This is a genomic window from Streptomyces sp. NPDC056296 (assembly GCF_042268605.1).
Classification (GTDB): Bacteria; Actinomycetota; Actinomycetes; order Streptomycetales; family Streptomycetaceae; genus Streptomyces.
Map to the genome: position 1 here is coordinate 1 of NZ_JBHJRX010000051.1, position 21,694 is coordinate 21,694.

The following is a 21,694-nucleotide window of genomic DNA, read 5'->3' on the forward strand; positions in this document are numbered from 1 at the left end:
CCGCGCACCGGGGGGCCGGGGCTGCGTGCCGCGCACCGCGTGCCGGGTGTCGGGGGCCGCGTGCCGCGCGCCGCGCGCCGGGTGCCGCCGGCGGCGGTCCGTTGCCGTCGGGGCAGCGGGGCCCGGCAGGCGCCGTGTTCACTCCCCGCGCAGCCCCGCCCGCGCGAACTCCCGCATGCCCTCCCCGAAGCCGACCCGTGGCCGCCACCCCACCTCGGCCCGCAGCCGCGAGGAGTCGGCGGTGATGTGGCGGACGTCGCCGAGGCGGTACTCGCCGGTGACGACGGGCTCGGGTCCGCCGTACGCGGCGGCGAGGGCGGTGGCCATCTCGCCCACCGTGTGCGGCTCACCGCTGCCGGTGTTGTACGCGGTGAGCGTCCCGGCGGGCGACCCGGCCTCCAGCGCCGCGACGTTGGCCGCGGCCACGTCCCGTACGTGTACGAAGTCCCGGAGCTGGCGGCCGTCCTCGAAGACACGCGGGGCCTCGCCGCGGGCGAGCGCGGAACGGAAGAAGGAGGCGACACCGGCGTACGGGGTGTCGCGCGGCATCCGGGGGCCGTACACGTTGTGGTAGCGCAGGGACACGGCCGTCGCGCCGGTCGTCCGGGCCCAGGCGGCGGCCAGATGCTCCTGGGCCAGCTTGGTGGTGGCGTACACGTTGCGCGGGTCGGCCGGGGAGTCCTCGCCGACCAGCCCGGGGGATAGTTCCGTGCCGCACACCGGGCACGCGGGCTCGAACCGGCCCGCGTCCAGGTCGGCGGCGGCGCGCGGCCCCGGCCGCACGACTCCGTGCCGGCGGCACGTGTACCGCCCCTCCCCGTACACGACCATCGACCCGGCGAGCACGAGCCGCCGCACGCCCGCATCCGCCATGGCGGTGAGCAGGACGGCGGTGCCGAGGTCGTTGCGTGAGACGTACTCCGCCGCGTCGGCGAACCCGTTGCCGAGCCCGACCATCGCCGCCTGGTGGCACACGGCGTCGACCCCGGCCAGCGCCCGGGCGACGGCCGCCGGGTCGCGCACGTCCGCGCCGGGATCCTCGCGGACGTCGTAGCAGACGGGCTCGTGCCCGTGCGCCCGCAGCGCCTCCACGACATGGGACCCGATGAACCCGGCACCGCCGGTGACCAGTACGCGCATACGACCACGCTAGGTCCGCCACGGCGGCGAGCGGGGTGCCCCGCCCGGCACGTCATGAGTCCGTAAGGAGCGGGTACGGCCGCGGCACGACGGCGACTTTGCCATCCCTTTACAACCCGCCTCGCCGCTGCCTCGTCTCTCCGTCCGATCCGCGTCCACACCCCAACCCCACGCGACACGCGACACACGCGCCGACCGACGAGAGAGAGCGACCCGATGCGCCGAACCATCCTCAGCGCCGTGGCCCTGGCCTGCACCGCCGTACTGGCGGGCACCGCACCCGCCTTCGCCGACGACCCGACCCCGGTCCCCTCCACACCTCCGGCCGCCGGCGCCCCGAGCCCCGGCACCGAGCCGAGCGAGGCGCCGTCGCCCTCCGTCAGCTCACCGGCTCCGGCGGCCGAGCCGTCCCAGGCACCGGCCGACGGCCAGGTCTCCACCGTGCCCGAGGGCGCGCCCGACACCGGAGTCGCGGCGCCGGCGTCCTCCGGGACCGACGAAGGGCTCATCGGCGCGGGCGCCGGCGGCGTGCTCGTCGCGGGCGGCGCGGTCCTCTTCGTCGTACGTCGCCGGCGGGCGGCGACCGGGGCATGATCCCGCTCTCCAGGCGCGCCCTCGCCACCACCGCGCTGGCCGCGCTCCTCCTGGGCTGCAGCGGCGGCCAAGGTGACGACGCGGGGGAGACCGCACGCCCCGCGGCCACGGCACCGTCGTCGCACGCCTCCGTGAAGTCGGTGCGGCCCCTGGCGCGTTCGGTCCCGGTCGGCCTGCGTATCCCGGCCATCGGCGTCGACACCCCGGTGATGCGGCTGGGGCTGGCGTCGGACGGCACGGTGGAGGTCCCGCCCCTCACGGACGACGACCGCGCCGGCTGGTACCGGCACTCGCCGACCCCGGGTCAGGTCGGGCCGTCGGTCATCCTCGGCCATGTCACGGTCGGCACCCACGGGGACGGGGTCTTCCGGCGCCTCGCGCGGCTGCACCGGGGCGACCGGATCGAGGCGCGCCTGGAGAACGGCACGGCGGCGGAGTTCACGGTCACCTCGGTACGGACGGTGGCGAAGGCCGACTTCCCGACCGACGACGTCTACGGGGACGTGGACCGCCCGGAGTTGCGGCTCATCACCTGCGGCGGCCCGCGGGTCGGCGAGGAGTACCGGGACAACGTGATCGCCTTCGCGGAGCTGAGCGACTGAGCGACTGAGCGACTGAACGGCCGAACGGCCGAACGGCCGAACGGCCGAGTGCCGCCGAGTACCGCTGTGTACTGCCGAGTCCCGCCGAGTCCCGCATACCCTCACGACCATGGAGAGCGTTGAAACGGTCCCGTGACAGGGCGGCGTCCGAGCTGTTCGCCGCCCTGTATCCGCGCCTCGCCGGCTGGTGCCGCCGTCTCGTCGACGACGACGAGACGGCCCACGAGATCGCCTCGGAGGCGTTCACCCGGCTCTGGGCCCGCTGGACGTCCGTGGAGGAGCCCCGCGGCTTCCTCTACGTCACCGCCGCCAACCTCGTCCGCGACCACTGGCGCAAGCTGGAGCGCGAGCGCCGGGCGGTGCGCCGGGTCACCGCGGAGGTCGCCGTGCGCCCGCACCCGGAGCAGGCCGACCCCTCGGTGCGCCTGCTCGTGCAGTCCCTGCCGGAGCGACTGCGCGTGCCGATCCTTCTCCACTACTACGCTGACATGCCGATCCGGGAGGTGTCCGTGCTGACCGGACGCAAGGAAGGAACCGTCAAGGCCGACCTCCACGCGGCCCGCGAACTGCTCCGCGCCCATCTGAGGAGAAGCCTTGACCACACGCCTTGAGGACGGCCAGGACGACCCCGGATTCGAGCGGGACGACGACGATCCGCTGCTGGTCGTGCTGCGTCCGGGCGGCGACTGTCTGGGCCCGCCCCCCGGCCGTTACGAGGCGGTCCGCCGGGCGGCGTCCCGCCGGCGCCTGTTCCGCGCCGCGGCCGGCGCCGCCGCGACCGCTGCCGCAGCCGCCCTGATCGCGCTGCCGTTGCACTGGACGGCCCCCGCGTCGCCCACGCGTCCTACGGCGCCACTGGCCCCGGCTCCCGTCGGCCCCACGCCGACGACCCCACCGAGCCCGGCCCCGCCCCGCGACCCTTCGCTGGGGCCGTCACCCGAGCCGTCCGAGTCCACCGCGCCGAAATCGGCATCGCACCCGGCATCGCATCCGGCATCCCACCCGGCATCGCACCCGACGCCGGGCTCCGCACCGTCGGCCGTGCCGAGCACCCCGCCCGCCGCCGGTCAGACGCCGTCGAGCGCACCCGGAACCGAGCCGTCGGCACGGCCGAGTACCGTGCCCACGCCCTCGGAGTACGCCGGCGCGGCTGCTACAACCGGACGATGATCTATCACGTGGTGCCGCTCGCCGAATGGAACGCCGACCCCGGCCGTCCCCACACTCCCGCCTCCCTCGCGGAGGACGGGTTCGTCCACTGTTCGCCCGACGAGGAGACGACGCTCGCCGTCGTCGACGCCTTCTACCGCGACGCGCCCCGGCCCCTGCTGGCGCTGCTCCTCGACGAGGACCGGCTCACCGCGAGGTGCGTGTGGGAGGCGGCCGCACCCGCACCGCCGCCCGGGATCGCCGAGGGCACGCTGTTCCCGCACGTGCTCGGCCCCCTCGACCGCGCGGCCGTCCAGCGCGTGCTGGAGGTCCGGTGGGACGACCGGGGCCGGGCTGCGGGACTGTCCTGACGTGGGAGAGGGCGGACACCCTCTGTGTCACGCCCTCCGTGTCACGCCGCCTGGGGTCACGCCCCCTGTGTCACGCGTCCTGTTGAGGTGTGCCGCCGAGCAGCGCCGACGCGGTCTGGACCGGCGTGGCGGCCGGCTCAGGCGCGGGCGCGAGCTCGGGGTCCGGGTGGCAGGTGAAGCCGAGGCGGGCCATGGCCCGGGTGACCTCGCCGCTGGAGAAGTCGCGACGGTCCTGCCGGGTGACGACCTCGCCCACCTGCTTGACGGGGTAGCGGCGGCGGCCGATGGTCACGGACTCACCCGTGATGGGTTCGGGAGTGACACCCTTCATCGAATCCAGCACCCCACCCTTGGTGAGGTCGAACGGGTACCGGGCGATGACACAGCGCATGATGCCTCCACAAGGGGGAGATGGGGCGGGTGGGTTTGCCGTTCGCGACGGTCCGGGAGGTGTTAAGCCGCCGAGCCACCGGCGGACTGGCGCCGCGGCCTGCGGCGCGGGGCTTCGCCGGCGGGCCGGCCCTGGGTGCCTCGGCCCTGGCCGGTCCGGCTCTGCTGGGTGGCGGAACCCTGGCCGGTGCGGCCCTGTGCCGAGCGGCCGCGACGGCCACGGGACGAGGAACCCCCGCCGGACGCGGCGCGCCGCGGGCGCTCCACGACCGGTACGGCGATGACGACCGGCACACCGGACGGGGCCTGCGCCCCGGTGATGCGGGACAGCTCCGCCTCGCCCGAACGGACCGGCGTGACCTGCGGGGTGATACCGGCCGAGGCCATCAGCCGGGTCATGTCGCGTCGCTGATTCGGCGTCACCAGGGTGACGACGCTGCCGGACTCGCCGGCGCGGGCCGTACGGCCGCCGCGGTGCAGGTAGTCCTTGTGGTCGCTGGGCGGGTCGACGTTGACGACCAGGTCGAGGTTGTCGACGTGGATGCCGCGGGCCGCGACGTTGGTCGCCACCAGGGCCGTCACGTGCCCGTCCTTGAACTGGGCGAGGGTCCGGGTGCGCTGCGGCTGGGACTTGCCGCCGTGCAGGCCCGCGGCGCGGACGCCGTTGTTCAGCAGGTGCTTCACCAGCCGGTCCACGGCGTGCTTGGTGTCCAGGAACATGATCACCCGGCCGTCGCGCGCCGCGATCTCGGTGGTGGTGCGGTGCTTGTCCGTGTCGTGCACGTGCAGCACGTGGTGCTCCATCGTGGTGACGGCACCGGCCGACGGGTCGACGGAGTGGACCACCGGGTCCGTCAGGTAGCGGCGGACCAGCCGGTCGACGTTGCGGTCCAGGGTGGCCGAGAACAGCATCCGCTGCCCGTCGGGAGCGACCTGGTCGAGCAGGGCGGTGACCTGGGGCATGAAGCCCATGTCGGTCATCTGGTCGGCCTCGTCGAGGACGGTGATGGTGACGTCGCCGAGGTGGCAGTCGCCCCGGTCGATGAGGTCCTTGAGCCGCCCGGGCGTCGCGACGACGACTTCCGCGCCGCCCCGCAGCGCGGAGGCCTGCCGACCGATCGACATGCCGCCGACCACGGTGGCCGACCGCAGGCCCACGGCGCGGGCGTACGGGGTGAGCGCGTCGGTGACCTGCTGGGCCAGCTCACGGGTGGGTACGAGGACGAGGGCGAGCGGACGCCGCGGCTCGGCGCGCCGGCCGGCCGTGCGGGACAGCAGGGCGAGACCGAAGGCGAGCGTCTTGCCCGAGCCCGTGCGGCCGCGGCCGAGTACGTCGCGGCCGGCCAGGGAGTTCGGCAGGGTCGCCGCCTGGATCGGGAACGGCACGGTCACGCCCTCACCGGCGAGGGCGGCCAGCAGGCGCGCCGGCATGTCGAGTTCGGCGAACGACTCGACGGCGGGCAGCGCCGGCGTGATCGTCTTCGGCAGCGCGAACTCGCCGCCCTGGGGGGCGGCCGGCCGGCGGCCGGAGGTCTGGGAGCGGCGGGGGCCGCCTCCGCCGGAGCGTCGTCGGTCATTGGTGCGTACGCGGTTCAATGGGGAACCTTCCTTGATGTGGCACGTATCAAGGGAGACCCGCAGCAAGGGAACGGCGCAGGGAATCGCAAGAACGAGCCGGACCCGGTCGTCGCGGCGGATACAGCCGAGTGGACCGGGAGAATTGATGAAACCGGAAAAACCGAATGCACGGGGATGAATGGGAACCCCCGCGGGGCGCGCTGCGCCCGGAAACGCGGCGAGCTGGGGCCCGCACCCCAAGGTGCGGGCCCCAGCTGCGAAGTATGCGTGAGCGTCAGGCCGGGGTGATGTTCTCGGCCGTCGGGCCCTTCTGGCCCTGCGCGATGTCGAAGGTCACCTTCTGACCCTCGAGCAGCTCGCGGAAGCCCTGCGCGTTGATGTTCGAGTAGTGGGCGAAGACGTCGGGGCCGCCGCCGTCCTGCTCGATGAAGCCGAAGCCCTTTTCGGCGTTGAACCACTTCACGGTGCCGGAAGCCATGTTTTCTCCTTCGGTACGGTGCTCGGAGTTCACCCTGTGTGAACTCCGGTCGCCGTGATGATCACCCCGTCGGAAAAAACCTTCAGGCAACCACAACTGCAACTCCCAACGACAGTAGCACGCCGTGATCGCCCGGGCGCTGGCGATAATCTTGCTCCGACTGGCCGACAGAGGAATATTCCCCGGGCGTCCGGCCGATTTCTCCTGTCATGACGGCAGATATTGCTACCTGCTGACCGCAGTCTCGCCACCCGGGCCGCCGCCCGCAGCGCCATGACCTCCCACGATGACGGTCTGCGCCGCTTCGACATCGCTGTCTGCGGCAAAAGCCGCAAAAGGTGCGAGAGGCGTGTAGCGAGACAAAGGACACGTCCCCCTGAGTCGAGGGGAACGGTTCGGCGCCCGTCCGCGTCGTCCTCTTCCAGGGCGCGGTGGCCGTGCCCTGGAAGAGGGGTCGCGGGCTGCGTGCGGGCGGGCCCGCCGAGTGGACACGACGGTTCGAGGACGAGCGGGAGCGCAGGCAGGCGCAGGGCGACCCCGACTACGCGCACGCCGTACGCCTCTTCGTCGCCGAGGAGCGGACCATGCCCGGCTCCTCGCCCGACTGCCGGCCGCGGGCGGCATGCCGACGCTGGCGAGTCACTGGAGCGACACCGTCTTCGTACGGCTGCGGCGCCTGATGGGCCTGCGCCTCGAACTGCTGGTGCTGATGATCGCGGAGGTCGTGGCGCTGCGCTACTACCGGGCCCTGCGCGACGGCGCCGACGACGCGCCGTCCTCGTCGTCGCCGCCGACCACGGCCGGGCCCTGCGCCGGCTCGGTACCGCGCGCCGTCGTTTCGTGGCCGACGTCATGGCCTCGTCCGCCGAGGTGGTCCGCGCGGTGCTGGGGTCCCGGCCGGTCGCGTAGCTCGCGGGGGGTCGGCGCCCGGCGCGGAAAGAAGGACCCGCTGGAAACAAGGACGGAACCCGAGAGGTAATCTTTCCGTCTTTCTCTGCCGACGGGCTGCTCCTCGTGAACAGGAAAGCGGCAAATCGACTAAAGATTGACAAAGAAGGCATTGCGGGTGTTTTCACGAATAGGTAGCAGAAGCGCGTTCTCCGCGTTGCGCCAACCGCGGGCGAGACTCTGGGCCGTGGCGGCCGCGGTGGCCCTCGGATTCCTCATCACGCTGGAGATCGCCGCGCGTCGCTACGGCCTGCCCGGCCCGATTACCCATCAGGCGCAGGAGTTGATATTCGCCCCCGCATCGGGGCCGCTGCTGTACGCCAGTATGGCGTTGATGATGGTGGTGCTCACCTGGCGGCAACGGTTCATCGCGGCCGGTGTCGCGGTCGGAATCGACGTCGCCGTCGCACTGGTGCGGTGGGCGGCCGACGCCAGGGTGACCGAGGGCCACTCCTTCGGCAACGGCGCGCTGTGGGTGATCCTGGGCGTCGCGGTCATCGCCGTCACGCGCCGCACCGGCCAGGAACGCGTCCTGCTGCTGAAGGGCGTCGGACTGGGCCTGCTCCTGGTGGCCGGCCGCAAGACCGGCGACGCCTGGCTGCTGATCACGTCGAAGACCCGCCCGGACGTGCTCGACCCGTACGTGGCGGTCGCCGATCACGCGCTGGGCAACCCGTCGTGGCTGGTGGGGCGAGCCGTCGAGGCCACCGGACCGGTCGGTGCCCATGTTCTCGACTGGGTCTACGCCCAACTCGCGGTGGCCGCCGTCGTCGTGGCGCTGTACCAGCTGCGCCACGTGGCGGCCGAGCGCCGCTTCCCGGTCCACCACCTGGTCCGCACCTTCCTGCTGATCGGCCTCCTCGGCCCGGCCATCTACATGATCTTCCCTGTCGTCGGACCGGTCTTCACCTACGGCACCGGCGCGTTCGGCACCGGCGGCGAGCAGTGGGCGATGGCCAACCTGTGGCCGGACACGCCACCGCCGCTCGGTGCCCCGCAGCCGTGGACGTACGACGAGCTGACGCCGCGCAACTGCATGCCCAGCCTGCACACGGCGTGGGCCACCGTGATATTCATCCATTCCCGAAAGGCCCCCCGTTTCCTGCGCTTCGCAGGAACGTTTTGGCTTATCGCCACCCTCACCGCGACGCTGGGATTCGGTTACCACTACGGAATCGACCTCGTGGCCGGCGTGGTGTTCGCGGTCACGATCGAGGCGGGACTGCGCTCGCTCGACCGCGGCTGGGACCGGCAGGGAATCCAGTTGGTCGTATACGGGGCGCTGGTCTTCACCGCGCTGCTGGTGACGACCCGCTACCTGCCGAAGGAGATGGCCGAACACCCGTTGATCGCCGGGCCACTTCTCATTCTGGCGATGGCGTCGGTCGTCTACGGCTACGCGCGGACCGTCAAACGGTGGGAACCGAAGACCGCGGCACCGGTGCAGCGACCGGAACCGCAACTCGAACTGGCCTGAGCGACCTGCCTCGCGTCGGGAGACTGCCCGGGGAGTGCCCCGGAGACCGAGGGTCCGGAGCCCGGGGCCCGATGGCGACCCGCGCGGCGGAGTGGTCCGCGCCGACGGTATATCTTCCTCGCGCGGCGCGTTGAGTGTGTTCTCCGCGCCGCGTCAGGGAGGGAAGACATGCGCATACCACCGCTTCGGCGCCTGGCCGCGCTGGCCACGACGCTGGGGCTCTCGTTCGGGTTCCTCGGCACGGGAGTGACACCCGCCCAGGCAGCGATCAGCGACTGCCCGAAGGGCTATTTCTGTGCCTGGAAGACGTACGCCGGCACCGGCACCATGTACAGGACGAATACCGACAAGACGAAGCTCGGAGGGTGGGACAACACCTTCCGGGCGGTCGTGAACCGCACGTCCAGGTTCGCCTGCCTCTACGACGACCCGGACTACGGTCAGTCCACCGCCGGCGTCTCCGTGTGGAACCCCGACCCCGCGGGCACCGAGTGGGGCAACGGGGGCGGCGCCGTCAGTTCGGTGAAGTTCGTCCGTACCGCGCGGGAGTGCTCCGCCCCGGTCCATCCGCAGTGGTACGCGCCGACCGCGCTCCGGTCGGCGGGCTTCGGTGACCTGAACGCCGACCGCCGGGCCGACGTCCTCGTCCGGGACAAGGCGGGCCGCCTCTGGTTCCTGCCGGGCGACAGCACCGGACGACTGGTGGGCACGGGCGGCTGGAACGCGATGAGTGACCTGACCCGGCACGGCGACTTCTCCGGTGACGGCCGCGAGGACGTCATCGCCCGCGAGGCGTCCACCGGCAGGCTCTGGCTCTACCCCGGCACGGGCAGCGGCTCGCTCGGCAGCCGCAAGCTGATCGGCACCGGCGGCTGGAACGGCATGCGCGAGATCACCGCCTCCGGCGACCTCACCGGCGACGGCCGTTCCGACCTGATCGCCGCCGAGAAGTCCACCGGCAAGCTGTACCTCTACGCCGGCACGTCCACCGGTGCTCTCGGCTCCCGCAAGCTGATCGGCACCGGTGGCTGGAACGCCATGAACGCACTCGTCGGCATGGGCGACACCAACGGCGACGGCCACCCCGACCTCTACGCCCGCGAGGCGGCCACCGGCAAGCTGTACCTCTACCCCGGCAGCTCCACCGGCGCGCTCGGCTCCCGCAAGCTGATCGGCACCGGCGGCTGGAACGTCATGGACGCCCTCCTCGGCCTGGGTGACGTCACCGGCGACGGCCGCACCGACCTCGTCACCATCACCAACAGCGGCTTCATCAGCGAGGAGTGCCGGGGCGTCGGCTGCCAACTCGTGTACAAGGGCCGCGGAACAGGCGCACTGGAACGGGGAATCGTGACAGCCACCGACTGGTGGCACCTGAACGGCGCCTTCTGATCCGGGAGAAGGGCCTTTGCCATGAGCGGAGGCCCTTCTCGGCGGCGCCGGGCTCAACGCACCGGGAAGCCGAAGGAGTAGCCCTGCTCCTTGAGCCAGGGCAGGACGCGGCGCAGGGCCTCGACCGTCTGGGAGCGGTCTCCTCCCGCGTCGTGGAAGAGGATCGTCGGCCCGTTGGGCAGCTCCCGCCGCACGGTCTCGACGATGGCGTCCGCGCCCGGCCGCTCGAAGTCCTTGGTGTCCACGTTCCAGCCCAGCGGGCGCATGCCCCGGGAGGCGGCCAGCTCGCGGCTGTAGGGGGTGAAGGCCCCGCCGGGTGCCCGGTAGTACATCGGGCGCACGCCCCCGGACGCCTTGGTGATCATGCGCTCGGCGTCGAGGATCTCCTGGGACTGGTAGGCCTCGGACTTCCTGTCCATGGCGGTGTCGTGCGACACCGTGTGGTCGCACAGCCGGTGCCCGGCCGCGACGACATCCTGCACGAGGTCGGGGTGGGCCTGCGCCTGCGTCCCCGTCACGCAGAACGTGGCCTTCACCCCGTACTCGCGCAGCAGGTCCAGCACTTGAGGGGTCCACGCGGGGTCGGGGCCGTCGTCGATGGTGATGTTGACGCCGCGCGCCCCCTTGTCCGAGGCGTGCGCGATGGTCGCCGCGACCCGCTTGACGTCACTGCCCGGCGTGGGCGACGCGGTCGCCTTCGGCGACGAGCCACCCACGGCGTCGGCCTGCGCGGTCCACACCGAGGCACCGACGGCGAGCACCGTCACCCCGAGAGCCGCCCCGACCACCTTGCCGTACCAGCCCCGCCCGCCGCTGTGCCGTGCCATGTCCGCCCGCCTTCGCGTAGTCTCCCGCCGATCCCCACCACCGTCGGGATCACCTGGGAGGACGGGGAAAGGTGCCCAGGGGCTGCGTCCGTTACCGATCACGGACAAATCCGGGGAAGTTCGCGGACAACCGGGCATCCCGCGGGCCGCAAACGTCACCTGCGCCGCGCTCTGGCCGGATATCCCCTCGGTGTTCGCCGTCCCCGCAGCCAGACTTGTTGCCCCACGCCACATGCGCCCCGTCCGTGCGGTGGCCCGTGCCCGGGAGGCCCTGATGCTGCCAGACGCGAGCCCGGACGAAGACGGGACAGGGGCGACGGAGACAGGGACAGGGACAGGGGCGACGGAGACAGGGACAGCGGCCCGGCCCGGACGGCAGCGGCCTCCCGCCGACCGCGTCGCCCTGCGCGGCGACCTGCGCTCCGCCCTCCCGGACGCCACCGCGGCGGTGGTGGTCACGGCGCTCGTGTTCGCGTTCCTGTACGCGCGCATGGAGTCGGGTACTTCGGACACCGTCGCCGTCATGCCGTTCATGAACGACCCCGGCACCTACTGGATGTACCTGCTCAGCCAGGCGTTCGGATGGTCGGGACTGCTGTGGGCCTGGGGCACGGTCACGCTCGGTCTGCTGCTGTCGGGACCGCGCACCACCCGGCTGCCGGTCTCCCGCCACGTACTGGAGCGCTGGCACCGCACCACGAGCCTGACGACGATGGCCCTGATGTTCGCGCACGCGCTGATGTTCGCCGCCGAACTCGTCCGCTACGAGACGAAGGTGGACTGGGCCGAGCGGCTGTGGGTGGCCTTCGCGGACAGCTTCGTGCCCGGCTGGTACGACTCCGGCACCGGCCAGGTCGCCATCCCGCTCGGCCAGGGCGCCCTGTACCTGGCGATACCGCTGGGGCTGCTGTTCTACGTCCGGCACCGCATCGGAGCGAACGCGTGGCGACGGCTGCACCGGTTCGTGATCGTCGTGTACGTGCTGAGCGTGTGGCACACCCTGCTGTACGGAACCAACGTCTGGTACGGAGAGTGGCCGCGCACCGTGCTGTGGCTGCTACAACTGCCGGTGGCGGCCCTGCTGTTGCTACGTCTGCTGAAACCGGCCCGGCGGGCCGAGCGGCTGGGCACGCCAGGGGGACGCGCGGGCGCGGCCCGGCCCGCCTGGTGGGCGCGCGCGGCGGGACGGGTCGTCGCCGGAGCCGTCGTCGTCGGACTCGTCGTCGTGGTGGTGTCCGGCCGCGACGGCGGACGGGACCGTCCGGCCGATCCGCCCGCGACGGCACCGCACGCCCACGAGACGGAATGACGGCCTGATCCGGGCGGGCGGACCGTCCCGCCCGGATGGGATGATGGCCGGCGACAAGGCGACGGCGGACGAGGAAGCCGGTGTGAATCCGGCGCGGTCCCGCCACTGTGATCGGCGAGCGAGTCCCGACAGGCCACTGTCCGGCAACGGGTGGGAAGGCCGGGACGAGCATCGACCCGAGAGCCAGGAGACTCACGCGGTCGCCTCCTCGACGGACCACCGGGGCGGATCTCCCCGGAGAGAGGGACGGCACCGCATGCCCGCAACGCCGACCGGACCGACGACAGACGACGCGTGGCCGTCCGCCACGGCTACCGGCCCCGTGCCGTGCCGCATCGTCGTCTGCCGCGACTGCTGCTGCGGCAGCCCCAAAGTGACCGGCGTCGACCACGCGGCCCAGACGGAGCGCCTGCGCGCCGCGGCGCCGGTACGGGTCTCCGACTGCCTCGACGTCTGCGACCAGGCCAACGTCATCGTCGTACAGCCCTCCGCCGAGGGCCGGGCCGCCGGGGCGCGGCCAGTCTGGCTCGGGCTGGTCAACGACCCGGACGGGACCGAGGACGTGGCCGCGTGGGCCCGCGCCGGCGGCCCCGGCGTGGCGCCCCGCCCGGAGATCCTGGACCTCTACGCCTTCAGCCCGCCAAGGCGCCGCCGCGCCGCCGGCTGACATCGGCACCGGCCGGGCGGCCGAACCGGGCCCGCGTCCACGGCCGGGTCCCGGGAACGGGTTCCGGCCGTGGGCGCCGGCGGTCAGGAGGTGGGCAACTCGCCGCGGACCGTGCGGGCGGCGGCGACCAGGTTCTCCAGAGAGGCACGGGTCTCGGGCCGGCCGCGGGTCTTCAGGCCGCAGTCGGGGTTGACCCACAGCCGCTCGGCGGGGATGGCCTTCAGCCCGGTGCGCAGCAGGTCGGCCATCTCGTCCGCGCCGGGCACGCGCGGGGAGTGGATGTCCCAGACGCCGGGGCCCGCCTCGCGCGGGTAGCCGTGGGTGGCGAGTTCGCGGGCGACCTGCATGTGGGAGCGCGCCGCCTCCAGGCTGATGACGTCGGCGTCGAGGTCGTCGATGGCCTGGACGACGTCACCGAACTCGGCGTAGCACATGTGGGTGTGGATCTGGGTGTCCGGGCGTACGCCGCTCGTGCTGAGCCGGAAGGCCTCGGTGGCCCACGCCAGGTAGGCCGGGCGGTCGGCTCCGCGCAGCGGGAGGGTCTCGCGCAGCGCGGGCTCGTCCACCTGGATGACCGAACCGCCGGCCGCCTCCAGGTCGTTCACCTCGTCGCGCAGGGCGAGGGCGACCTGGCGGGCGGTGTCGCCGAGGGGCTGGTCGTCGCGGACGAAGGACCAGGCGAGCATGGTGACCGGCCCGGTGAGCATGCCCTTGACGGGGCGAGAGGTGAGCGACTGGGCGTACGTCGTCCAGCGCACCGTCATCGGTTCGGGCCGGGAGACGTCACCGGCAAGGATCGGTGGGCGGACGTAACGGGTGCCGTAGGACTGCACCCAGCCGTGCTGTGTGGCCAGGTACCCCGTCAGCTGTTCGGCGAAGTACTGCACCATGTCGTTGCGTTCGGCCTCGCCGTGCACGAGGACGTCGAGGCCGGTCTTCTCCTGGAAGGCGATGACCTCCTGGATCTCGGCCTTGATGCGCTCCTCGTAGCCTGCCGTGCCGATGCGGCCCGCGCGCAGGTCGGCGCGGGCGGTACGCACTTCGCCGGTCTGCGGGAACGAGCCGATGGTGGTGGTCGGCAGGAGCGGCAGGCCGAGGGCGGCGCGCTGGGCGGTGGCCCGCTCGGGGTAGGGCTGGGGGCGCCGGGTGTCGGTGTCCGTGACGGCGGAGGCGCGAGCGCGGACGGCGGGGTCGTGGGTGATGGGGGAGTTCACCCGGGCGGCGAGGTCGGCCCGGTTCGCGGCCAGTCGGGCGGTGATCGTGTCGGTGCCGAGGGTCAGGCCCTCGGCGAGGGTGACGATCTCGCCCGCCTTCTGGCGGGCGAAGGCGAGCCAGCGCAGGATCTGGGGGTCGGTGTCCCGTTCGGCGGCCGTGTCGAGGGGGACGTGGAGGAGGGAGCAGGAGGCGGCCACGTCGACCCGGTCGGCCAGGCCGAGCAGGGTGGCGAGGGTGGCGAGGGACTGCTCCAGGTCGTTGATCCAGACGTTGCGGCCGTCGACGACACCGGCGACCAGGCGCTTGCCGGGCAGCCCGCCCACGGCCGCGAGGGCGTCGAGGTTGGCGGCCGCGGCGTCCGTGAAGTCCAGGGCGAGTCCGTCGACGGGGGCGTTGGCCAGGACGGGCAGGGCTTCGCCGAGGCGGTCGAAGTAGGAGGCGATCAGGAGCCTCGGCCGGTCGTCGAGGGCGCCGAGGTCGCGGTAGGCGCGGGCGGCGGCGTTCAGTTCGGCCGGGGCGCGGTCCTCGACCAGGGCGGGCTCGTCGAGCTGCACCCACTCGGCGCCGGCCGCGCGCAGGTCGGCGAGGACTTCGGCGTACACGGGCAGCAGCCGGTCCAGCAGGGTGAGCGGCTCGAAGTCCGCGGGCGCGTCCGGGGCGGGCTTGGCGAGCAGCAGGTAGGTGACCGGCCCGACCAGTACCGGGCGGGCGCTCAACCCGAGCCCGAGGGCCTCCTTCAGCTCGGCCACCTGCTTGGCCGAGTCGGCGGTGAACACCGAGTCCGGGCCCAGTTCGGGCACCAGGTAGTGGTAGTTGGTGTCGAACCACTTGGTCATCTCCAGCGGCGCGACGTCCTGGGTGCCGCGGGCCATGGCGAAGTAGCCGTCCAGCGCGTCGGCGGCGACGGCGTCGCGGTGGCGGGCGGGGACCGCGCCGACCATGACGGTGGTGTCGAGGACGTGGTCGTAGTACGAGAAGTCGCCGGTCGGGACCTCGCCGATGCCGGCCTCGGCGAGCTGCCGCCAGTTGGCGGCGCGCAGTTCGGCGGCGGCCAAGTGGAGGGCTTCGGCGGTGACGCGGCCCTTCCAGTAGCCCTCGATCGCCTTCTTCAGTTCCCGGTTCGGGCCCTGGCGGGGATAGCCGTACACGGTGGCCCGTGCTGCCGCGGCCGCGGACTTGCTGGTCACGGAGATCTCCTTCGCGAGATGAATCCCTGAGATCCCGGGGACGGGACGAGAGCGCGAAGGGGTGACGACCGGGCGGGATCGACGTCGCGCGGCACAGCGCGGTCGTCCGCCTGGTATGTACGCCGACCCGCCCACGAGGTCACCGGGATGTCCGCGCACGAGTCGTCCGTACGCGGGCAACGGGCAGGTCTTCGGACTCACGGGCACGTCTCAGTCGTACGAGACATCTACTGGCCGTCGCTTCCCAGACCCTGTTCACCGGGTCCAGTGCTGATGACGGCGGTCGTTCCCGCTCACCGCTGCGGGGCAGTCCCGGATTCCCACCGGGTTCCCTCTTACGACGCTCCCGCCAGGGCCCCCAAGCCTTTTGGGCCGTGGGGGAGGACGGGGCGAACCAGCTGCGCTCGCCAGCCTACCGTGGCGTGCGGACCGGTCAGCCAGGGGCGGTTCGGCTGAGGTGCTCCCAGGACCGGTACAGATCCGCCTGGGCCCGGCCCATCTCCAGTACGTGATCGAAGGACTGGCTGCCGACTATGAGCCGTCGGGGCGGGTCCGGCAGCGCGGCCAGCTCCATGATGACCGGGGCGGCGGTCTCCGGGCCCGGGGCGACGGCGTCGCCCCACATCGCCTCCATCTCGGTGCGCAGGGGCTGATACCGCGCCAGGGGTTCGGTGTTCGTGGTGCCCGCGGTGAACAGGCCGGTCTCGTAGCCGCCCATCTGCACGATGGTGACCTTGACGCCGAACCCCTCGACCTCCATCGCGAGCGCCTCGCTGACCGAGTCCAGTGCGGCCTTGCCCGCGCCGTAGAAGCCGACGGTGGCCATGCCGCCGCCGCTGCCCATCGAGGTGACCTGGAGGAGCCGGCCCCCGCCCTGGGCGCGCAGGTGAGGAAGGGCCGCCTGGGCCACCCACACGGCGCCGAAGAAGTTCACGTCCATGTGCGCCCGGATCTGCTCCTCCGTGGCTTCCTCCACCATGCCGTAGAGCATCGCGCCGGCGTTGTTGACGACGACGTCCAGCCTGCCGAAGGCGCCTGCCGCGCGCTCAACGCCGTCGAACACGCCCTGGCGGTCGGTGACATCCAGCGAAAGAGGAACCAGGTGGTCGGGGTACTTCTCGGTCAGTTCCTCCAGGGGACCGACGTTGCGGGCGGCGGCGACCACCCGGTCGCCGCCCGCCAGCGCGGCCTCGGTGAAAGCCCTGCCCAGGCCGCGGGAGGCTCCGGTGATGAGCCAGACTCTTGCACGCGTCACACTGCCTCACTCTCAGTAAACGAAACGGCTCGTCTCGGTTCGTTCAGAGCTTAGAGGATCCCTCTCGGCTTTTCAATACGGTCCGTCTCGTTTCTCTTGGCGCCTAGACTGGGCGCATGTCCAACGAGAAGGGGCCGGACCACTCCCGGCGCAAGGAACGGTCCCGGCAGGCGATCCTCGCGGCGACCCGCGCCCTGGTCGTGGAGGAGGCGTACGAGAAGGTCACCGTCGAGGCCATCGCCACCCGGGCCGGCGTCGGCAAGCAGACGATCTACCGGCGGTGGCCGTCGAAGAGCGCGGTCGTCTTCGCCGCCCTCCTGGATCTGAGTGCGGACGCGGACGGGCAGTCGGTCGCGCTGCCGGACACGGGTGACGTCGAGGCGGACCTCAAGCTCGTCCTGCGTGCCACGGCACAGGAGTTCGCCGACCCGTCCTTCGACAGGCTGATCCGGGCCCTCAACACCGAGATCTCCAACGATGCCGCGCTGGCGGCCGAGTACCACGAGAAGCTGGCCCGGCCGCTGGACGAGGCGAAGAAGGCACGCTTGCGCAGCGCCCAGGAAGCCGGCCAGCTCGCTGCCGACGCCGACCTCGACCTGGCCCTCGAAGTGCTCTACGCCCCCCTCTTCCAGCGGTGGCTGCACCGCAGCGGCCCGCTGACCGCCGCCTACGCCGACTCACTCGTCGACGCGACCCTCAGGGCTTTCGGCCCGCCCGCCGGTGGCCCCCGCCGTTCAAGGCCGGATGCCGTGTCCTCGCCGAGGGTGGCGTAGGGGGAACACAGGCGCCCGGTGAAGTCTGGGCGAGCGGGAAGCTGGAGCAGCTTACGGCGAGGGCCGCGGCGCCGACCCGAACTGCACCGAGGTCCACAAGTGGCCGACGGCCCGGCCCGGCACCACAAGGGCGCCCCGCCGGCCGGCGAGGCGCCCTCCACCGCAGGGCAGAGCGTTCGTCAGTCGGCACCTGGGTCAGAAGTAGTGCTTTCGTCCGCCGACGGCACGCCCTGTGGCGCCGAGAATCCACAGAACCGCGCCGACGACTATCAAGATCCCGCCTATCGTCGTCAGTAGGGAGATTCCTACCAGTATTCCGATGATGAGGAGGATGAGGCCGATGACAATCATTGTGATTCCATTCTCTCGAGTCTTCTCGACACGTGAGCGCGTATTTGTGGATCTCGCTCATTGTCCCGACAGGCATGCGCCCAGCCCGGCCACTGCTGAGGTGCTGGTATCCGATTCGGAGGAGTGAGTGTTCCTCTGCGGTCCACCGATTACCCGGTTCCGGACGGTGTACGCGCACTCCTCGTCACCAACCTCCATCAAGCCGATTCCTCAGAAGCGCCGACCAATGCGAAGGCCATGCCGGGCGGCAGCACCCGGAAAAGGACGTGCGTCGCTGAAGGTGACCACTCCTCCTCGACTTCGGCGCGGCAGGAGCCTGCGAACGGTTCCTACGTCAGCCGACCGCATCGACGGTGCGGAAGACGCGGTCGAGCTGGTCGTCCAGGACCGCGACGGCGGACTCGGGGCCGCGCTGCCCGACGAGGATGCTGGTGCCGAGCCCCGCGGACATCGCGAGCAGGCCGGCCGCAGTCAACCGCGCGTCCACACCGGGCCGCAGCAGATCCGCTCCCTGCGCCTGCCGGAGGATGTCGGTCAGGGCGGCTTCGGCGGCATCGGGGTCCTTGATGAAGGGCTGGGCCGCGAGCGTCCGGTCGGTCACGGCCAGGACTGCGTACGAGGTGTAGAGGTGGTGGAAGACACGGCTCTCCTCGTCGGTCGGCAACGCCGTCGGATCAGGGGGCGGCGGTGGTGGCCGGGGCCGCCGGGGCGTCCTCGCCGACCGGCGCGGCCTCGCCCTCGTCCAGGGAGACGTCCTTGGTCTCCTTGCCGAGCAGCAGCGCGGTCAGCGTCAGTACCGCCATCGCGGAGAGGTAGACGCCGACCAGCCACGGCGATCCGTCCCCGGCCTCCCACAGCGCCACCGCGATGAACGGGGCGACGGCCGCGCCCAGGATCGAGCTGACGTTGTACGAGATGCCGGAACCGGTGTAGCGCACGCTGGTCGGGAACAGTTCGGGCAGCAGCGCGCCCATCGGGCCGAACGTCATGCCCATCAGCGTGAAGCCGAGCACCAGCCACAGCACCACGCCGAGCGTGCCGAGGCCGATCAGCGGCACCCAGACCAGGCCGAAGACCACGATCGCGGCGGTGACCCGGATCAGGGTGGTGCGCCGCCCGTACTTGTCCGCGAGCGGGCCGGAGACCAGGGTGAACACGGCGAAGAACAGCACGCCGAAGATCATCATCAGTACGAAGGTGGTGTAGCTGTAGCCGAGTCCCGGCACGTCGGCGTCCTCGGCGGTGCGGCCGTAGCTCAGCGAGAACGTGGTCATCAGGTAGAAGAGCACGTACGTCGCCAGCATGATGAAGGTGCCGAGGATCAGCTGCTTCCAGTGCCCCTGGACGACCGTGGCCAGCGGCAGCTTCCGCACCTTCCCGGTCTGCCGGGTCTTGGTGAACACCGCCGACTCCACGAGCCGCGAGCGCACCCACAGGCCGATCGCGACCATCACGGCGGAGAACAGGAACGGGATGCGCCAGCCCCAGCTGGTGAAGGCCTCGGACGGCTGGGTGGGGTCGGCGCCGGCCGCGGACGGCAGCAGCGCGCCGATGATCAGGAACAGGCCGTTGCCGATGATGAAGCCGAGCGGGGCGCCGAGCTGCGGGAAGGTGCCGTACAGGGCGCGCTTGCCGCTGGGTGCGTTCTCGGTCGCGACCAGCGCCGCCCCGCTCCACTCGCCGCCGAGCGCGAAGCCCTGCGCGAGCCGCATCAGCACCAGCAGCCCGGTGGCGATCCAGCCGGCCTGCGCGTAGGTGGGCAGTACGCCGATGAGGAAGGTGGCGATGCCCATGGTGAGGAGCGAGAGCACCAGCGTCTTCTTGCGGCCGAGCCGGTCACCGAGGTGCCCGAAGAAGACGGCCCCGATCGGCCGGGCGACCATCGCGGCGCCGAAGACCGCGAAGGAGGACAGGAGGGCGGTGGTCGGATCGCTGCTCGGGAAGAAGAGCTTCGGGAAGACCAGTACGGCGGCGGTCGCGTAGATGTAGAAGTCGTAGAACTCGATCGTCGTGCCGATGAGGCTCGCGATGAGGACCCGCGACCGGGGATTGACGGGGGTCGGGGCTGAACCGGGTACTGGTGCGGGCATTGCTCGGTCTTTCACGTGCGAAACATGGATACCGCAACGATCTCAACCGTCTTGCTTTCCGGAAAGCGGGTGTCACCATGTGAGACACCCGGCTCTGCCCCCGGTACTCGCCGGGAGCAGCGGATGCCGAGGACGCGGGGCTCGACGTCCGGGCGTCGTCCAGTGTGGCGGCCAAGGCGGGCCGAGCGGACTCGGCTTGGATCTGGTCGGCCAGCTCCGGCAGCACTTGGTGGAGCAGGTTCGCCTGCCGTTGCCGAACACGTGGAGCCAGTCGCCGGCCTCGCTGGCTCAGTGCGGTCATGGGCTGGATAGCGGCGGCCTGATAGGCGGCGCGGAGGTGCTCGGCGGCTTGCGGGCTGCGGTGGCCTGCTGGCTGTGATGCTTCCTGGCGTGCCGCTTCGCCGCGGCAGTCACGACGAGGAAGGCCATGTCGATGAGCGGAGCCCAGCCGAGCATCGCCCGCCTGCAGTTAGGGCACGGGGGGCACGTCACCTTGGGATTGGACCAGACGACAAGAAACCCCCGGGCCAATGACCTGGGGGTTCAAAGTGGAGCGGGTGACGAGAATCGAACTCGCGCTCTCAGCTTGGGAAGCGACGGCGCTTGAGTGTCCACAGGGCTGCTGAACTGCACGGATTCGTTGTACCGCCCGCACGCGTCAGAGCCTGATGGCACCCCTGTTGACCTTGGTTGTCCGCTCTGTGGGGCACGCTTTGGGCACGGCGCCGAGGGATCGGACGGGAGTTGTGCCCATGTTGGGTCATCCGGTACCGCGGGGAGGGTCCGCGGATGACGATTCGCGATCGCACGGGTGGGACATGGCCCGTCCGGCGACTTGGGCCGCACCAGCAGAGCGCCCGGCCAGTGACGGCGGCGATGCGGCCCGCAAGGGCGTTGGCGAAGTCGACACTCGGGAAACGCCGTAGAGCCCGGTCAACTCGGTGACGACACGGGCCATCTCCGTACGGGCCTCGGTGGGTTCGACGACCTGGACGTCGGTGCCGAACTGCAACAGGTGGCGGACCGCTTCCACCACGGGATAGACCACCTCCACCCGCAGCCACTCCTCGGTGCCCGCTTCGGCGACAGGTGGTCCGGTGAAGTAGCTGCCGGCGATACGGGTCACCATGTCCAGCCGCTCGCGGCGCAGCCGCACGGTGACCCGGACGCCGGTCGTGCGGTCCTCCACCTCGCGGCGAAGAATGTGCCAGACCTGGTCCAGCTCCACACCGGGACGGCGGTGTGCCGCGGCCTCGACGACGCGGACCTGCGCCAGCCGATCGGTGCGGAAGAGCCGGGGCCTGCTCCGATGGTCGGCGACCAAGTACCAGGCACCGGCTTTCGCCACCAAGCCGTACGGGTCGACGGTATAGCCGCGCAGCGCGCTCCGGCCGCTGTGGCGGTAGCGGATGTGCAGCCGACGGTCACTGAGGACCGCGGCGTACAGCGCCTCCAGGTCCGTGTCGGAGCGGGGCGCGGCATGCCAGCGCTCCGGGTCGACCAGGATGCGGCGGCTGGTCAGCTCGGCCGCCGGGCGGTGAGGTGCGGGCAGCGCGGCCATCACCTTGCGCAGCGCCGAGCCGAGGGCGTGGTCCAGGCCGAGCGCCGCGTGTGCGCTTTGGGACGCCAGCACGAACAGTGCGCGCGCCTCGTCGGTCGTCAGGCCGGTGACGTCGGTGCGGAAACCGGGCAGCAGCCCGATGCCCCCGTCCTTGCCGCGCTCGGCGTACACCGGAACACCGGCCGACGACAGCGCTTCGACGTCGCGGTAGATGGTGCGCTGCGACACCTCCAGGCGTTCGGCCAGCTCCTTCGCCGGGACCAGGCGACGGTGCTGGAGCAGCAGCACGATCGAGAGAAGGCGGTCGAACTTCACCCCCACAGAATATGACGGCTGGTGT

The 21,694-nt window shown here is 71.8% G+C and carries 20 protein-coding genes, 2 pseudogenes and 2 riboswitches; of the genes and pseudogenes, 11 read left to right on the top strand and 11 right to left on the bottom strand.

Annotated features, from left to right (window positions below; genetic code table 11):
* Nucleotides 1-138: 138 nt before the first annotated feature.
* Nucleotides 139-1,140, bottom strand: coding sequence for an NAD-dependent epimerase/dehydratase family protein (locus ACFCZF_RS30845; protein WP_376674417.1), 1,002 nt, complete (start codon nucleotides 1,138-1,140; stop codon nucleotides 139-141).
* 216 nt (nucleotides 1,141-1,356) lie between these two features.
* Here ACFCZF_RS30845 and ACFCZF_RS30850 point away from each other — a divergent pair, with 216 nt between their 5' ends.
* The 5 genes from ACFCZF_RS30850 (at nucleotide 1,357) to ACFCZF_RS30870 (ending at nucleotide 3,856) form a co-directional block, all read left to right on the top strand.
* The gene (locus ACFCZF_RS30850; protein ID WP_375923485.1) at nucleotides 1,357-1,734 is read left to right on the top strand and encodes a sortase-dependent protein; all 378 of its coding nucleotides are present in this window, start codon (nucleotides 1,357-1,359) and stop codon (nucleotides 1,732-1,734) included.
* The gene (locus ACFCZF_RS30855; protein WP_376674418.1) at nucleotides 1,731-2,336 is read left to right on the top strand and encodes a class F sortase; all 606 of its coding nucleotides are present in this window, start codon (nucleotides 1,731-1,733) and stop codon (nucleotides 2,334-2,336) included. The genes ACFCZF_RS30850 and ACFCZF_RS30855 overlap by 4 nt, the downstream gene beginning before the upstream one ends.
* Nucleotides 2,337-2,455: 119 nt before the next feature.
* The gene (locus tag ACFCZF_RS30860) at nucleotides 2,456-2,947 is read left to right on the top strand and encodes an RNA polymerase sigma factor (protein WP_375923481.1); all 492 of its coding nucleotides are present in this window, start codon (nucleotides 2,456-2,458) and stop codon (nucleotides 2,945-2,947) included.
* Complete coding sequence (locus ACFCZF_RS30865; protein ID WP_376674419.1) at nucleotides 2,931-3,506, top strand: hypothetical protein; 576 nt, start codon at nucleotides 2,931-2,933, stop codon at nucleotides 3,504-3,506. Before ACFCZF_RS30860 ends, ACFCZF_RS30865 begins: the two co-directional genes overlap by 17 nt.
* Nucleotides 3,503-3,856: a DUF952 domain-containing protein gene (locus ACFCZF_RS30870; RefSeq protein WP_376674420.1), complete on the top strand. Its 354-nt coding sequence runs from the start codon at nucleotides 3,503-3,505 to the stop codon at nucleotides 3,854-3,856. The genes ACFCZF_RS30865 and ACFCZF_RS30870 overlap by 4 nt, the downstream gene beginning before the upstream one ends.
* Before the next feature lie 70 nt (nucleotides 3,857-3,926).
* Here ACFCZF_RS30870 and ACFCZF_RS30875 read toward each other — a convergent pair whose 3' ends face one another.
* The 3 genes from ACFCZF_RS30875 to ACFCZF_RS30885 form a co-directional block, all read right to left on the bottom strand.
* Entirely contained in the window at nucleotides 3,927-4,247 is a 321-nt protein-coding gene (locus tag ACFCZF_RS30875; RefSeq protein ID WP_376674421.1) for an SCO5918 family protein, read from the bottom strand.
* Nucleotides 4,248-4,309: 62 nt separating this feature from the next.
* Nucleotides 4,310-5,842, bottom strand: a complete 1,533-nt coding sequence (locus ACFCZF_RS30880) for a DEAD/DEAH box helicase (RefSeq protein ID WP_375923470.1) — start codon at nucleotides 5,840-5,842, stop codon at nucleotides 4,310-4,312.
* A 256-nt stretch (nucleotides 5,843-6,098) separates the two neighbouring features.
* Complete coding sequence (locus ACFCZF_RS30885; protein ID WP_003975209.1) at nucleotides 6,099-6,302, bottom strand: cold-shock protein; 204 nt, start codon at nucleotides 6,300-6,302, stop codon at nucleotides 6,099-6,101.
* Nucleotides 6,303-6,763: 461 nt separating this feature from the next.
* Between ACFCZF_RS30885 and ACFCZF_RS30890 the strand changes: the two are divergent.
* The 3 genes and pseudogenes from ACFCZF_RS30890 to ACFCZF_RS30900 all read left to right on the top strand — a co-directional run bounded on the left by ACFCZF_RS30890 (nucleotide 6,764) and on the right by ACFCZF_RS30900 (nucleotide 10,119).
* Nucleotides 6,764-7,211 (top strand): annotated as a pseudogene (locus ACFCZF_RS30890) (hypothetical protein).
* A gap of 196 nt (nucleotides 7,212-7,407) precedes the next feature.
* Nucleotides 7,408-8,727 carry a phosphatase PAP2 family protein gene (locus tag ACFCZF_RS30895; protein WP_376674422.1) on the top strand — a complete coding sequence of 440 codons (1,320 nt, stop codon included), beginning with the start codon at nucleotides 7,408-7,410 and terminating at the stop codon, nucleotides 8,725-8,727.
* Nucleotides 8,728-8,895: 168 nt separating this feature from the next.
* On the top strand, nucleotides 8,896-10,119 hold the full coding sequence (locus ACFCZF_RS30900) for an FG-GAP-like repeat-containing protein (RefSeq protein WP_376674423.1): 1,224 nt from the start codon (nucleotides 8,896-8,898) through the stop codon (nucleotides 10,117-10,119).
* A gap of 53 nt (nucleotides 10,120-10,172) precedes the next feature.
* Here ACFCZF_RS30900 and ACFCZF_RS30905 read toward each other — a convergent pair whose 3' ends face one another.
* Nucleotides 10,173-10,946, bottom strand: a complete 774-nt coding sequence (locus ACFCZF_RS30905; protein ID WP_376674424.1) for a polysaccharide deacetylase family protein — start codon at nucleotides 10,944-10,946, stop codon at nucleotides 10,173-10,175.
* Nucleotides 10,947-11,220: 274 nt separating this feature from the next.
* On the opposite strand from ACFCZF_RS30905, the gene ACFCZF_RS30910 reads away from it, so the two are divergent.
* The gene (locus ACFCZF_RS30910) at nucleotides 11,221-12,255 is read left to right on the top strand and encodes a ferric reductase-like transmembrane domain-containing protein (RefSeq protein ID WP_376674425.1); all 1,035 of its coding nucleotides are present in this window, start codon (nucleotides 11,221-11,223) and stop codon (nucleotides 12,253-12,255) included.
* A 68-nt stretch (nucleotides 12,256-12,323) separates the two neighbouring features.
* Nucleotides 12,324-12,449: riboswitch (cobalamin riboswitch) on the top strand.
* A gap of 62 nt (nucleotides 12,450-12,511) precedes the next feature.
* Entirely contained in the window at nucleotides 12,512-12,922 is a 411-nt protein-coding gene (locus ACFCZF_RS30915; protein ID WP_375923457.1) for a (2Fe-2S) ferredoxin domain-containing protein, read from the top strand.
* 83 nt (nucleotides 12,923-13,005) lie between these two features.
* Here ACFCZF_RS30915 and metE read toward each other — a convergent pair whose 3' ends face one another.
* Nucleotides 13,006-15,324, bottom strand: a complete 2,319-nt coding sequence (gene metE, locus ACFCZF_RS30920) for a 5-methyltetrahydropteroyltriglutamate--homocysteine S-methyltransferase (protein ID WP_376674426.1) — start codon at nucleotides 15,322-15,324, stop codon at nucleotides 13,006-13,008.
* 164 nt (nucleotides 15,325-15,488) lie between these two features.
* A riboswitch (cobalamin riboswitch) is annotated at nucleotides 15,489-15,693 on the bottom strand.
* A gap of 64 nt (nucleotides 15,694-15,757) precedes the next feature.
* Nucleotides 15,758-16,579 (bottom strand): SDR family NAD(P)-dependent oxidoreductase, encoded by an 822-nt coding sequence (locus tag ACFCZF_RS30925; protein ID WP_376674427.1) that lies wholly within the window; start codon nucleotides 16,577-16,579, stop codon nucleotides 15,758-15,760.
* Between the two features lie 116 nt (nucleotides 16,580-16,695).
* Between ACFCZF_RS30925 and ACFCZF_RS30930 the strand changes: the two genes are divergently transcribed.
* Nucleotides 16,696-17,352, top strand: a complete 657-nt coding sequence (locus tag ACFCZF_RS30930) for a TetR/AcrR family transcriptional regulator (protein ID WP_376674428.1) — start codon at nucleotides 16,696-16,698, stop codon at nucleotides 17,350-17,352.
* Between the two features lie 195 nt (nucleotides 17,353-17,547).
* On the opposite strand, the gene ACFCZF_RS30935 is transcribed toward ACFCZF_RS30930, so the two are convergent.
* The 4 genes and pseudogenes from ACFCZF_RS30935 to ACFCZF_RS30950 all read right to left on the bottom strand — a co-directional run bounded on the left by ACFCZF_RS30935 (nucleotide 17,548) and on the right by ACFCZF_RS30950 (nucleotide 21,669).
* On the bottom strand, nucleotides 17,548-17,703 hold the full coding sequence (locus ACFCZF_RS30935) for a hypothetical protein (RefSeq protein ID WP_375910979.1): 156 nt from the start codon (nucleotides 17,701-17,703) through the stop codon (nucleotides 17,548-17,550).
* Between the two features lie 334 nt (nucleotides 17,704-18,037).
* A pseudogene (locus ACFCZF_RS30940) lies at nucleotides 18,038-18,370 on the bottom strand (TetR family transcriptional regulator C-terminal domain-containing protein); the annotation flags it as partial.
* Nucleotides 18,371-18,377: 7 nt separating this feature from the next.
* Nucleotides 18,378-19,793 carry an MFS transporter gene (locus ACFCZF_RS30945; RefSeq protein WP_376674429.1) on the bottom strand — a complete coding sequence of 472 codons (1,416 nt, stop codon included), beginning with the start codon at nucleotides 19,791-19,793 and terminating at the stop codon, nucleotides 18,378-18,380.
* A 760-nt stretch (nucleotides 19,794-20,553) separates the two neighbouring features.
* On the bottom strand, nucleotides 20,554-21,669 hold the full coding sequence (locus ACFCZF_RS30950) for a helix-turn-helix transcriptional regulator (RefSeq protein ID WP_376674430.1): 1,116 nt from the start codon (nucleotides 21,667-21,669) through the stop codon (nucleotides 20,554-20,556).
* Nucleotides 21,670-21,694: the final 25 nt, after the last annotated feature.